Source organism: gamma proteobacterium SS-5 (genome assembly GCA_009497875.2).
Taxonomy (GTDB): domain Bacteria; phylum Pseudomonadota; class Gammaproteobacteria; order Chromatiales; family Chromatiaceae; genus Magnetovirga; species Magnetovirga frankeli.
Window position 1 is genome coordinate 2,002,757 of record CP032508.2, and the last position, 13,718, is coordinate 2,016,474.

Sequence of the window (13,718 nt, forward strand, 5' to 3'; positions counted from 1 at the left end):
GGATTCTGGCTGAAGAAATCCCCCCTACCCCCCTTTGTAAAGGGGGGAATTAGTTGACCTCCCCCTTTGCAAAAGGGGGATTGAGGGGGATTCTGGCTGAAGAAATCCCCCCTACCCCCCTTTGCAAAGGGGGGAATTAGTTGACATCCCCCTTTGCAAAGGGGGGAATTAGATGCTCTGTCCTTAGAGATGAGAGTGGGCGAGTAGTTACGTTTGAAGTTTGAAGGTGACGCCTTGCCCCCTCTCCCCAACACATCTCTCCAAGGGGCGAGGGGCTTAACCGCCTAATTTTTGTAATCTTTGCGTTCTTTGCGTCTCCTTTGCGCTCTTTGCGTTCCTGTTTTAGGTAAATCCCATGTTCACTGATTCCCACTGCCACCTCGATCGGGTCGATCTCAGGCCCTATGGCGGCGATTTCTCCATCTTTCTGCAGCAGACCCGCGCCGCTGGGGTAGGGCGCATGCTTTGCGCCGGTATTGATCTGGACCGCTATCCGGGCATGTTGGACCTGGTGGAGGGCAGGGAGGATATCTTCATCTCCGTCGGGGTACACCCCAACGAGCCCGACCGGCGCACGCCGGAGCCTGAGGAGTTGGTGGAACTGGCCCGTCATGGGCAGAATGTCGCCATCGGCGAGACCGGGCTGGATTACTTCCATAGCAAGGGCGATCTGGACTGGCAGCAGCAGCGCTTTCGTAACCACATCCGCGCCGCCAAACTCTGCGCCAAGCCGTTGATCATCCACACCCGCGAGGCCCGTGAGGACACCATAAGAATCATGCGCGAGGAGGGCGCGGAGCAGGTCGGCGGGGTGATGCACTGCTTCACCGAGAACTGGGCGATGGCCGAGCAGGCGCTGGAGATGGGCTTTTACATCTCCTTCTCCGGCATAGTCACCTTCAAGACCGCCGAGGACCTGCGCGAAACCGCCAAGCGCGTACCCCTGGAGCGCATCCTGATCGAGACCGACTGTCCCTACCTGGCCCCCGTACCCCACCGTGGCAAGCCTAACGAACCCAAATACGTCGCCCTGGTCGCCCAATGCCTGGCGGACCTGAGACAAATGCCCCTGCAAGACATGATGGAGCAGACTAATCAGAATTTTGACAGGCTGTTTTTAAACTTTTTTATTTGTGCGTCTTCAAATGGGCCTTGAGATGGCTGCAGATCTGTCTCAACACCTCGACCCTGGCGTATTTCTTGTCATTGCCCGGCACTATGATCCAGGGGGCCAGGTTGGTGCTGGTACGCACCACCATCTCGTTCACCGCGTGCTTGTATTCGTCCCATTTCTCCCGGTTGCGCCAGTCTTCCTCGGTGATCTTGTGGGCCTTGTAGGGTATCTTTTCCCGTTCCTTGAAGCGGCGTAGCTGTTCATCCTTGTCGATGTGCAGCCAGAACTTCAGCACCAGGGCACCGTTATCGATCAACTGGCCCTCAAAATCATTGATTTCGTTATAGGCCCGGCGCCACTCGTGCTCGCTGGCAAAGCCCTCGACCCGCTCCACCAGTACCCGGCCATACCAGGAGCGGTCGAAGATACTGACCCGACCGGCAGCGGGCACATGCCGCCAGAAACGCCACAGATACTGATGTTCGCGTTCCTCGTCATTGGGCGCGGCGATGGAGATATAGCGGTAGAGGCGGGCATCAATGGCGCTGGTAAAGCGGCGGATGGCCCCGCCCTTGCCGCCGGCATCCCAGCCCTCGAACACCAGTACCGTTGCCAGCTTACGATTGTAGGCCTCCCATACCAGTTCGTTGGCCTCTTCCTGCAGGGCCTCCAGTTGCTTGCGGTAGTCGTCCCGATCCAGGCCTTTGCTCAGATCGATGCGATCCAGGATCGTCGTCTGGGCCTCGGCGGAGAGTGGGGCATCCGGCTCGGCGTTGGGGTTGTCTTCGCTGTTAATCTGGCAGTTGTTCTGGCGCAGGGCCATGTGTTTGCGGGCCACGGTGAGCAGGGTGCGGGCGGTGGTCAGGTCACGGTAGCGGTTGTCGCTGGCCTCGACGATGTACCAGGGGGCAAAGCCGTAATCGGTATGCCGGATCAGCCGCTCGGCAATCCTTTCATAGTCCTCATAATGCTGGCTGAATTGCTTCTTTTTGGGCAGCATTTTCCAGCGGCTGCGATCGTCCCGGGAGAGATCCTTGAGACGCTTGCGCTGGTCCTTTTCCGACATGTGGTACCAGAACTTGAGTATTAAAGCGCCGTCTTCGCTAAGCATACGCTCGATGCCGGCAATGCGGCGAAATTCCGCGCTCAGGCGCTCATCATCCCAGTTGCCCAACACCCGTTCTTCGATCAGCTTCTGATACCAACCGCCAAAGAAGATGGCGATCTCACCGGAACCGGGCAGATTGCGCCAAAAGCGCCAGAAGCGCGGGTGATCCCGTTCTTCATCGGACTCCTGCCAAAAGGCGTAGGTGGCAATGCCACGGGCATCCATCCACTCATTCAGACGATTGACCACCTCACCCTTGCCGGCCCCTTCAACGCCGGTGATGATCACAATGATGCGGCTTTTACCGCTCTCCTTGAGTTCCCGCTGCATGGCCAGCAGCTCGGTGCGCAGGTCCACTTCCTGCTGTTTGAAATCGGATTTACTGACCTTGCGCTGGAGTTTTGCTGCTTCAAACATCGGCTGGGTTCCTCATCGGCGGTTGGCTGTCGGGGGCAAGGCCTTGCCCTGCTGTGTCATGGGCATGTAATAGTAGCCCCTAAGTCTGCTTGGAACAAAATAAAACGGCCTTCCCGAAGGCATCTGTGTTGGGCTGTTCCGAGGCGTGTCGTTTACTGTGAAAGTCGTGAAGCGCTCGTTTGCTCTCCCTCCCCCGGGAGGCGACTGCATGGCCACCGCCCCACACCTAGCTCAGATAGGTGTGGGGTCGCCCCATGATCCTTAGGTTGTTCATGGCCAGGCCCCATGTCTGCGCCGGGCCGAATGGGAAAGGCGGCGCTACAACCCATCCAGATAGCGTTCGGCGTCCAGGGCGGCCATGCAGCCGGTGCCGGCCGAGGTGACCGCCTGGCGGTAGTTGTGGTCGGCCACGTCACCTGCGGCGAACACGCCGGGGATGCTGGTCTGGGTGGCGTTGCCCTCGATGCCGCCCTGGACCTTGAGATAGCCGTTGTTCATTGCCAACTGGCCCTCGAAGATGCCGGTGTTGGGCGAGTGGCCGATGGCGATGAATACACCCATCAGGTCGATATCCTGGATCTCGCCGCTCTGCACATGCTTGATACGCATGCCGGTGACGCCGGTGGCATCCCCCAGGACCTCATCCAGCACATGGTTCCATTCGATGCTCACCTTGCCCTCGGCGGCCTTGGCCTGGAGGCGTTCGGCCAGTATCTTTTCCGAGCGGAAGGCATCGCGTCTATGCACCACAGTGACATGGGCGGCGATATTGGCCAGGTAGAGGGCCTCCTCCACTGCGGTGTTGCCGCCGCCAATCACAGCGACCTTTTGATTCTTGTAGAAAAAGCCGTCACAGGTGGCGCAGGCGGAGACCCCCTTGCCCTTGAAGGCCTCCTCTGAGGGCAGGCCCAGGTAGCGGGCGCTGGCCCCGGTGGCGATGATCAGGGCATCGCAGCTGTACTGGGTCGAGTCACCCTTGAGGCGAAAGGGGCGCTGGCTCAGGTCCACCTGGTGGATGTGATCGAACAGGATCTCCGTGCCCATCTTCTCGGCGTGCAGGCGCATGCGCTCCATCAGGTCTGGCCCCTGAACCCCGTCCGGGTCGCCGGGCCAGTTTTCCACGTCTGTGGTGGTGGTCAGCTGGCCACCCATCTGCATGCCGGTGACCAGCACGGGCTTGAGGTTGGCGCGGGCGGCATAGACGCCAGCGGTGTAACCGGCCGGGCCGGAGCCCAGGATCAGCAGCGGACAGTGTCTGGTTTCACTCATGGAGAAGGCTCCTCTGAACAGGTTGATCGCGGACGGGGTGGTCCCGCCGATGTGGGCGCAGTTTAACAGATCACCTCGGCAGTCCGTGCCGCAGCGCGGCCGCTTTTTCCCGATATCTATAAAGGGCTGGATTTTAGCGGGCAAGGAGTCTAGAATTGATCTAAGATAAAACTCGTAACTAACGAATTTATTTAAAAATGACTATATTCACACAAGTACTGCAATCGCAACGGCCGGTTTTGCCGACCCTGATGGTTTTCATGGGCAAACGGCTCAGGGAGGCGGTGTTGCTGTTGAGTCTGGCGGCGGCCTTGCTGCTGCTGCTGGCCTTGCTCAGCTATTCACCGGCCGACCCGGGCTGGTCTTTCACCGGTCATGCCGCCGAGGTGAAGAACCTGGTGGGGCGGGTGGGTGCCTGGTGTGCCGATATCGGCCTCTATCTGCTGGGCTTTGCCGCCTACCTGCTGCCGCTGGTGCTGGTCTGGCTGGGTTGGAATTATTACCGCAATCCCCGCGATGAGTCGGCGCTGGATCATTTTCCCTTCAATATCATCCGCTGGGTGGGGCTGGTGCTGGGCCTGCTCGGCGCGGCCGCCTTTGCCGCCGCGCAGATGCCGGGGGTGATGGCCAGCCTGCCGATGGAGGCGGGCGGCATTCTGGGTCGGTTGATTGCCGCCCTGGTGTTGCCCCATCTCGGCGTTGTGGGCGGCTCTGTGCTCATGCTGGCGGCCCTGTTGCTGGGGGTGACCCTGTTCACCGGGCTGTCCTGGGTGGCATTGATGGAATACCTGGGCAGCGGCGTGCTGCATCTGCTGGGCCGCCTGGGGGAGGGGGACTGGCCGCGTTTACGCCTGCCCTCCCTGGGGTTGCGTCTGCCGCGCTGGCATCTGCCCCGGCTGCGCGTCTCCTTGCAAGCCTCGGGTGATCAGGCTGCCGAGCCCGGTCCTGAGCCCAGAGAGACGAAGGAGCCGACCCTGCGCCTGAACCGGGAGTTGATCGAGGAATTCATGGATGAGCGTATCGAGCCAACGCTGACCGAGACGGCACCTCAAAAACTGGTGGTCAATGAGCGGGCAGACGCCCATTCGGTGCCGGTTGAGGACCTGCCCGGTCTGGCCACCACGGCCTCCTTCGTGCGCATGATGAAACAGAGCGTGGCCGGTGACGGGCAAAGAAAAAACCAGCGCCGCACCATTACCCATACCCGGCTGCCCCAGGTCGCCTCAGGTGAATTGCCGGGCCTGGGTCTGCTGGACAAGGCACCGCCGCGTATCGGCGGTTACAGCAAGGAGACCCTGATCGAGATGTCGCGTCAGGTGGAGGAAAAGCTGGCTGATTTCGGCGTCAAGGCCGAGGTGGAGGAGGTACATCCCGGCCCCGTGGTTACCCTGTTTGAGCTGCAATTGGCCCCCGGCACCAAGGCCAGCAAGGTCACCGGCCTGTCCAACGACCTGGCCCGTTCCCTGTCCACCAGCCGGGTGCGGGTGGTGGAGGTGATTCCGGGCAAGACCACCATCGGCCTGGAGATCCCCAATGAACAGCGTGAGACCGTCTATCTGCGCGAGATCATGGGCTCCCGCGTCTATCAGGAGTCTGAGTCCCTGCTTACCCTCTGCCTGGGTAAGGACATCGGCGGCGAGCCGGTGGTGGCCGATCTGGCCAAGATGCCCCACGGCCTGATCGCCGGCACCACAGGCTCGGGCAAGTCGGTGGCGATCAACGCCATGATCCTCAGCCTGCTGTACAAGGCCTCGCCGGAGGATGTGCGTCTGATCATGGTGGATCCCAAAATGCTGGAGCTGTCGGTATATGAGGGCATTCCCCACCTGCTCACACCGGTGGTGACCGACATGAATGAGGCGGCCAATGCCCTGCGCTGGTGCGTGGCGGAGATGGAGCGGCGCTACAAGCTGATGGCCTCGCAGGGGGTGCGCAACATCAAGGGTTACAACCGCAAGGTGGGCGATGCGATCAGCGCCGGCGAGCCGATTCCCGACCCCTTCTTCAACCCGGCCATGGCGCTGGAGGTGGACGGGGTGCCGACCCTGGAGAAGATGCCCTACATCGTGGTGGTGATCGACGAGCTGGCGGACATGATGATGGTGGTGGGCAAGAAGGTGGAGGAGCTGATTGCCCGCCTGGCGCAGAAGGCCCGCGCCGCCGGTATCCACTTGCTGCTGGCCACCCAGCGGCCCTCGGTGGATGTGATCACCGGCCTGATCAAGGCGAATATCCCCACCCGCCTGTCGTTCCAGGTCTCCTCGCGCATCGACTCGCGCACCATACTCGATCAGATGGGCGCGGAGAACCTGCTTGGCCACGGCGATGGCCTCTATCTGGCACCAGGCGGCAGCGTGGTGAAGCGGGTACACGGTGCCTTCGTCGATGACCACGAGGTACATGCGGTGGTGGATTTTCTCAAACAGACCGGCCAACCCGATTATCTGGATGAGATCCTGCAGGAACCCAGCGAGGCCATCCCCGGTCTATCCCCAGCGGCGGCCGGGGTGGATGTGGAAGACGCCGATCCCCTGTACGATGAGGCGGTGGAGTTCGTTATCCAAAGCCGCCGGGCATCCATATCCAGCGTGCAGCGCAAGCTGAAGATCGGCTACAACCGCGCCGCCCGGCTGATCGAGGAGATGGAGCGGGTCGGCCTGGTCTCGGCCCCGGAGCACAACGGCAACCGCCAGGTGCTGGCACCGCCGGCCTATGAGGATTGAGCGGCCAGCGGTCAGCGGTCAGCTATCAGTCATCAGCAGCTGAAGGCTGGCAGCTGGCCGCTGATAGCTGTGAACCTTCTATCGAGGACAACCCATGCGTGGTCTGATTATCCTGTTTTTGCTTATCCTCAGCCTGGAGGCCCAGGCCGATGGCATTGCCGATCTCAAGGCCTTTATCGCCGGTCTTACGACGTTTCAGGCGGATTTTGTGCAGACCGTGCGCCAGGGCCGCAAGGAGCAGCGCGAAAGCGGCGTGCTCACCCTGAAGCGGCCCACCCGCTTCCGCTGGGACTACCTCAAGCCCCATCCGCACATGGTGCTGGCCGATGGCTTTCACGTCTGGGTGTATGACAAGGAGCTGGAACAGGCCTCGCGCCAGCCGCAGAAAAAGGCCGTGTCCGGCACCCCGGCCCAGGTGCTCACCGGCGATGTGCCGGTGGAGCAGACCTTTGTTATCAGCGCCTTGCCCGGTCAGGGCGATCTCAGCTGGGTCAGGCTGGTGCCACGGGACAAGGACAGCCAGTACGACTACATCAAGGTGGCCCTGCGTGACAGGCAACTGGCGCGTATGGACATAGTCGATAAGCTGGGGCAGACCACGGAGATCGAATTTGCCAAGATCAGGCGCAACCCCGAGGTGCCCTGGGACTTCTTCATCTTCGAGGTACCCAAGGGCGTGGACCTGATCGACGATCAGTCCGAGGAATAGGCATGTCGCCCGCAGACGGCGACCTGTTTGCCGCTCAGGCGCAGCCGGACCGACCCCTGGCCGATCGTATGCGCCCGGTCAGCCTGACCCAGTTCATCGGTCAGGAGCACCTGCTCGGGCCGGACAAGCCCCTGCGTCAGGCCATAGAGTCCGGCCGCCTGCACTCGATGATCTTCTGGGGCCCGCCGGGCACCGGCAAGACCACCCTGGCGCATATCATCGCCCAGCAGTGCAACGCCGCCTTCCTCAGCCTCTCTGCGGTACTCGCCGGGGTCAGGGAGATCCGTCAGGCGGTGGAGCAGGCCCGGCAGACGCGCCAGGCCAGCCAGCGCGCCACCGTGCTCTTCATCGACGAGGTACACCGCTTCAACAAGGCGCAGCAGGATGCCTTTCTGCCCCATGTCGAGGATGGCACCCTGGTGTTTGTTGGTGCCACCACGGAAAACCCCTCCTTTGAGCTGAACAATGCCCTGCTTTCCCGCGCCCGGGTCTATACCCTCAAGCCCCTCGACAGCGAGACCCTGACGCGCATCCTGGGCAACGCCCTGGAACGGGAACAGGGCCTGAACGGCCGCCTGCAGGCTGATCCGGCGCAGCTTCGGCTGATCGCCGAGGCGGCCGATGGCGATGCCCGTCGGGCGCTGAACCTGCTGGAGATCTGCAATGATTTGAGCGAGGACGGACGGCTGCGCAACGCGGTGGTAGAGGAGGTGTCCAGCGGCCAGCTGCGCCGCTTCGACAAGGGCGGCGACCTGTTCTACGACCAGATCTCCGCCCTGCACAAGTCCGTGCGCGGCTCCTCGCCCGATGGGGCGCTGTACTGGTTCTGCCGCATGATCGATGGCGGCTGCGACCCCCTCTATATCGCCCGCCGCATCCTGCGCATGGCCAGCGAGGACATAGGCAACGCCGACCCCCGCGCCCTGCAGATCGCCCTGGATGCCTGGGATGTGCAGCAGCGCCTGGGCAGCCCCGAGGGCGAACTGGCCCTGGCCCAGGCCCTGGTCTATCTGGCCTGCGCCGCCAAGAGCAACGCCGTCTATCTGGCCTACAAGGCGGCCATGCAGGATGCCCGTCAATCGGGCAGCCTGGAGGTGCCGATCCACCTGCGCAACGCCCCCACCAGGCTGATGAAGGAGCTGGGCCACGGCAAGGCCTACCGCTACGCCCACGACGAACCCGAGGCCTACGCCGCCGGCGAGACCTACTTCCCCGAGGGGCACCCCCAGCCCAGGTACTACCAGCCGGTAAACCGCGGCCTGGAGATCAAGATCGGCGAAAAGCTGGTCCATCTGCGGCAGTTGGATGAGCAGAAAAAGGGGAAGTTTGAGGTTTGAAATTCCCCCCTTTTACAAAGGTGGGCCAGGGGGATTTTGCAAAGGGGGACCTGATTACCCCTGTATCTCAACCATTATCTCGGCTTGGCTTGCCGGTGGGAGCGGGCTTGCTGGCGATTCCAGCCGCTTGCTGATCGGGGTGGGACAAGTGGGTAATGTTGCCGATAATTAACCTGTCGCGCAGCGACGCAAAATTCTGTCTTCCGTCCTCTGTCCTCTGTCTTCAGGCAACGGCATAGGGCGGGCCGCCCTGTGCAAGCCCCTGCTTCACTTCTCCAGCGGCGTGGCCCCATCCCAGTCCTCCGGGGGTGCCTGTTGCAGCCTCTGGATGCGCGGGATAAATACCTTCGGCAGGGGGTCTTCGGGATAGTCCTGCTGGATCTTGCGCCATTGGGCCTCGGCCTCGGACCAGTGTTGCGACAGGTAGGCGTTGAGGGCCTGGTAGGTCATTTCCGTCAGGCTGAGGTCGTCACAGGGGGTGTAGATCTTGATCGCCTTCTGCTTGCCCTTGACCTTGACCCAGTCCACCGGGCGTATGCCCAGGGCACCATCCAAACGCTTCGCCGTGGCCTCGGACAGCAGCACCGGGGTGCCGTAGTGCTTGTTTACCCCCTCCAGGCGCGAGGCCAGGTTCACCGTATCGCCCAGGGCGGTGTAGTCGAAGCGGTCCTCCGAGCCCATGTTGCCGACGATGGCATCGCCGGTATGCACCCCGACGCGCATCTTCAGCCCCGCTGCTCCCATCTCGGCCAGCCGGTCCTGTAGGCCGAGCAGGCTTTTTTGCATGTCCATTGCCGCCAGGGCACCGTGCTTGGCATGTTCCGGGTCATCCAGGGGCGCGCCCCAGAAGGCCATCACCGCATCGCCGATGAATTTATCCAGGGTGCCGCCGTGGCGGTGTACCACTCGGGTCATCTCCGTTAGATAGAGGTTCATCACCTCGGCGATCTGCTCCGGGCTGAGCCGTTCCGACAGGGAGGTAAAACCGGCGATGTCGGAGAACAACAGGGTGAGTTCCTTCTTCTCACCGCCGACCTTGAGGTTGTCCTTGTTGTCGATCATCTTCTCCACCACCTGGGCGGAGACGTATTTGGAGAAGGCCAGCTTGATCACCTGAGAGCGCTGGCGCTCGCTGACGTAGGAGCTGATGCCTACCCCCAGGTACATGATGATGAGCGAGGTCAGGCTGTAGCTGAGGTCGATCCAGATATTGGCCTCGCTCAGCCGCCAATAGGATAGATAGGCCGCAGCCAGCATCAGCACCAGCACCAGCAGGGCGCTGCGCAGCACATGAAACCAGATGATCAGGGGCAGGGCGAGCAGTATCACCAGGCTGAAGGTGAGGAGGGTCCAGGGCCGTTCGATGGGCAGGACTGCCTGGCCCATGAGGGCGTTTTCGATCAGGGTGGCATGGATCTCCACGCCGGAGGTGAGCAGGCCGCTGCTGAGCAGGAAGGGGGTGGCGAACATATCCGCCTGGGCCGAGCCGGTCTCCACCCCGCTGCGCACGTCCCGCCCCACCAGCACGATCTGGTCCTTGAAGAAGTCCGGCGGGATCGAGGCATCGCCATTGAGTACCTGATAATAGGAGATCATGGGAAAGGTGTGGCTCGGCCCCAGGTGGCGAATCCAGGCCCCCTCGGGCACGGCTGGTTCCTCCACGATTCCCGGCTGCATGCTGATCAGGGTGCGGATTACCTGGCGCCAGAAGGCATCCGGTTGCAGGGGGAATTGACGGATCACCCCATCGCCATCCAGGTTGATGGTGGCCAGGCCGGTGGCCGCCCCTGCCAGGTTGAACAGGGGCAGGGGATCGACGCGAATCCATTGCCGGGTCATGGCGGTCTCGTGGTAGGCGTGATCCGCCGCCAGCACCACGGCCCCGAAGGTGTTCTCTATGGCCTCGGCCAGGGCCTTGTCCTGCTCCGGCTCGGAGGCCTCGGGAAACATGATATCGAAGGCCACCACGGCGGCCCCGGCCTCCATCAGATTGTCCAGCAGTTGGGCATGCAGGCCGCGCGGCCAGGGCCACTGGTCGCCAATCTGGGCAAAAGAGGCCTCGTCGATGCGTACTATGGTGATGGGCAGCAGGGACTTGTGCGGCGCGGCGGCCAGGGTGGCCAGGTCAAACAGCTTGGCCTCCACCAGCTTCCAGCTGGGCACATAGCTCAGGGCAAGGCTACAGGCCCAGGCGATACCGGCCCAAAGCAGCGCCAACTTGATTCGGTTGCTCATCTGTAGTGCTTATGTCTTGCCTGATTACCCATGCGCCTCAGCCATTATTTTGCTTGTCCCTGACCCCTGGCCACCAGTCTAAGTCCGAGCGCGCCTGAAGGCCACAGGCATGGGGCGGCCAAAGCCGTTCACTGAGCGGAGCCAAAGCCGTTCACTGAGCGGAGCCAAAGCCGTTCACTGAGCGGAGCCGAAGTGAACGGCCCAAGCTCCACTCTACCCCAACAGGGCACAGGCAAAACATCCCGCCCCATGGCGGTACAATGCCCGCTTTTCACAGGAACCCACAACCCATGAGCATTGTCCTCAGCACCGAGGCACCGCACAAGGACAGGCGTGACCTGCATAACCTCAAGTCCATGTTGCCCTACCTCTGGGAATACCGGGGCCGCGCCCTGTTTGCCCTGGCCTGCCTGCTGGTGTCCAAGGTAGCCAATGTCGGCATCCCGGTGGTGATGAAGGACCTGGTGGATTACCTGGAGCAGACCGACAAGGCCCTGCTGCTGATGCCCTGGATGCTGCTGCTGGCCTACGGTCTGCTGCGCCTGGGCAATTCCCTGTTCAACGAGCTGCGCGATGCGGTGTTCGCCAAGGTGCGCTATCGCGCCATGCGCCGGCTTTCCACCCGGGTGCTGCATCATCTGCACGCCCTGTCCCTGCGCTTTCATCTGGAGCGCCAGACCGGTGCCCTCAGCCGCGACTTGGAGCGCGGCACCCGCTCGGTCAGCTCCATCCTCAACTACATGGTGTTCAGCATCCTGCCCATGCTGGTGGAATTCAGCCTGGTGGCAGCGGTGATGCTGAGCCAATACGACCCCATTTTCACCCTGGTTACTTTCGGTGCTGTGGCGGTCTATGTTGCCTTTACTCTGGCGATCACCGAGTGGCGCATGGAGTATCGCCATCAGATGAACCGGCTGGATTCCGAGGCCAACAATCAGGCCTTCGACAGCCTGATCAACTACGAAACGGTGAAATACTTCGGCAACGAGCCCATGGAGCTCAATCGCTACGACAACACCCTGGCGGACTGGGAATTCAACGCGGTCAAGAGCCAGACCTCCATGTCCCTGCTCAACTTTGGCCAGGGCGCGATCATCGCCCTGGGGGTGAGCCTGATCATGATCCTGGCCACCCAGGGCGTGGTGGATGGCGAAATGAGCATCGGCGACCTGGTGCTGCTCAACGCCTTCATGCTACAGCTGTTCATCCCGCTCAACTTCCTCGGCGTGGTTTATCGCCAGATCAAATACGCCCTGGCGGACATGGACCGGGTATTCAAGCTGCTGGAGACCGAGCCGGAAATCCGCGATGCCGCCGATGCCGAGCCGCTGCAACTCAGCCGGGGTGAGATCCGCTTCGAGCAGGTGGATTTCGGCTACAACCCGGACCGGCAGATCCTGCACGGGGTGGATTTCTGCGTACCGGCTGGGCAAAAAGTGGCGGTGGTGGGCCACAGCGGCGCGGGTAAATCCACCCTGTCTCGCCTGTTGTATCGCTTTTATGAGGTGAGCGGCGGCCGCGTACTGATCGATGGCCAGGATCTGCGCCATCTGACCCAGGCCAGTCTGCGCGAGGCCATCGGCATAGTCCCGCAAGACACGGTACTGTTCAACAACAGCATCTACTACAACCTCGCTTACGGCCGCCCCGATGCCAGCCGGGAAGAAATCGAACGGGCCGCCGAGCTGGCGCACATCCGCACCTTCATCGAGAGCCTGCCCCAGGGCTGGGATACCCTGGTCGGCGAGCGCGGGCTGAAGCTCTCCGGCGGCGAGAAGCAGCGCGTCGCCATCGCCCGCGCCATGCTCAAGCGGCCGCGCATCCTCATCTTCGACGAGGCCACATCATCCCTGGACTCCAAGACCGAGCAGGCAATCCAGCACACCCTCAGGGAGGTAGCGCAAAACCACACCACCCTGGTCATAGCCCATCGCCTCTCCACCGTGGTTGATGCCGACCGCATTTTGGTGATGGAGCAGGGCCGCATCATCGAGCAGGGCAGCCACCGCGAACTGCTCGCCCAACAAGGCCAATACAGCCGTATGTGGGCGCTGCAGCAGGAGGAGCGGGATAAGGCATTTTTGTCTGAAGGGCCAGATGAAAGCCTGAGATCCTCAGGCGGGGAGGATCAAAGCCGATGATTTTGCCAAATAAACTGGGCATCACTGATCAGGTTGAATTGGCCAAGACGGAAGAGAAGATCAGCAAGCAAAAGGCCAAGCAACTATTTGACTCGGGTGAGATAGATAACGCAGAGGTTGGCAGCTTTGCTGGGCTGGCCTTTGTCCATGCTCGCCTGTTTGGTGACCTCTATGACTTTGCCGGGAAAATGCGTGAGGTGAATATCGCCAAGGGCGATTTCCGCTTTGCTCCGCTGATGTATCTGGAGGCCTCGCTGAGGCATATTGATGCCATGCCGCAAAGCAGTTTTGACGAAATCATCGAGAAATATGTCGAGATGAATGTTGCCCACCCCTTTCGCGAGGGTAATGGCCGTGCCACGCGCATCTGGCTGGATTTGATGCTCAAAAAGGCAATCAAAAAGGTGGTTGATTGGAATCAGGTCGATAAGGCTGAGTATCTTTCTGCCATGCAGCGCAGTGTGGTGAAAGATATTGAGCTTAAGTCCTTGCTCAAACAGGCGCTCACTGATCGAATTAATGACCGCGTCTTGTTCATGAAAGGGATTGATGTGAGTTATTTTTACGAGGGCTATTACGAATTCAGAACAGAGGATCTTTGAGTGCGGGGATTGGGTTAAGCCAATCAGATAGCTCGGTCCGTGGCAACCTGGTGGGAGGGCAGC

The 13,718-nt window shown here is 61.4% G+C and carries 9 protein-coding genes; 6 read left to right on the top strand and 3 right to left on the bottom strand.

The genetic code is table 11. The features are described 5' to 3' along the window. Positions 1–355: 355 nt before the first annotated feature. Positions 356–1,156, top strand: a complete 801-nt coding sequence (locus D5125_14435; GenBank protein QFY90575.1) for a TatD family hydrolase — start codon at positions 356–358, stop codon at positions 1,154–1,156. On the opposite strand, the gene pap is transcribed toward D5125_14435, so the two are convergent. Both pap and trxB read right to left on the bottom strand, forming a co-directional pair. Beyond that, on the bottom strand, positions 1,128–2,639 hold the full coding sequence (gene pap / locus D5125_14440; GenBank protein QFY90576.1) for a polyphosphate:AMP phosphotransferase: 1,512 nt from the start codon (positions 2,637–2,639) through the stop codon (positions 1,128–1,130). The genes D5125_14435 and pap overlap by 29 nt on opposite strands. 318 nt (positions 2,640–2,957) lie before the next feature. Further along, a complete protein-coding gene (gene trxB / locus D5125_14445) occupies positions 2,958–3,908 on the bottom strand; it encodes a thioredoxin-disulfide reductase (GenBank protein ID QFY90577.1) in 951 nt (316 codons plus the stop codon). A 197-nt stretch (positions 3,909–4,105) separates the two neighbouring features. On the opposite strand from trxB, the gene D5125_14450 reads away from it, so the two are divergent. From D5125_14450 to D5125_14460, 3 genes are all read left to right on the top strand, one after another. Beyond that, positions 4,106–6,631: a DNA translocase FtsK 4TM domain-containing protein gene (locus tag D5125_14450; protein QFY91179.2), complete on the top strand. Its 2,526-nt coding sequence runs from the start codon at positions 4,106–4,108 to the stop codon at positions 6,629–6,631. A 94-nt stretch (positions 6,632–6,725) separates the two neighbouring features. Next, positions 6,726–7,340 carry an outer membrane lipoprotein chaperone LolA gene (gene lolA, locus D5125_14455; GenBank protein ID QFY90578.1) on the top strand — a complete coding sequence of 205 codons (615 nt, stop codon included), beginning with the start codon at positions 6,726–6,728 and terminating at the stop codon, positions 7,338–7,340. A gap of 2 nt (positions 7,341–7,342) precedes the next feature. Continuing rightward, positions 7,343–8,677, top strand: a complete 1,335-nt coding sequence (locus D5125_14460) for a replication-associated recombination protein A (protein QFY90579.1) — start codon at positions 7,343–7,345, stop codon at positions 8,675–8,677. Positions 8,678–8,944: 267 nt separating this feature from the next. On the opposite strand, the gene D5125_14465 is transcribed toward D5125_14460, so the two are convergent. Then, positions 8,945–10,912, bottom strand: a complete 1,968-nt coding sequence (locus D5125_14465; protein QFY90580.1) for an adenylate/guanylate cyclase domain-containing protein — start codon at positions 10,910–10,912, stop codon at positions 8,945–8,947. A 290-nt stretch (positions 10,913–11,202) separates the two neighbouring features. Between D5125_14465 and D5125_14470 the strand changes: the two genes are divergently transcribed. Both D5125_14470 and D5125_14475 read left to right on the top strand, forming a co-directional pair. Continuing rightward, positions 11,203–13,053, top strand: coding sequence for an ABC transporter ATP-binding protein/permease (locus D5125_14470; protein QFY90581.1), 1,851 nt, complete (start codon positions 11,203–11,205; stop codon positions 13,051–13,053). Next, the gene (locus tag D5125_14475) at positions 13,050–13,655 is read left to right on the top strand and encodes a Fic family protein (GenBank protein ID QFY90582.1); all 606 of its coding nucleotides are present in this window, start codon (positions 13,050–13,052) and stop codon (positions 13,653–13,655) included. The genes D5125_14470 and D5125_14475 overlap by 4 nt, the downstream gene beginning before the upstream one ends. Positions 13,656–13,718 lie beyond the last annotated feature (63 nt).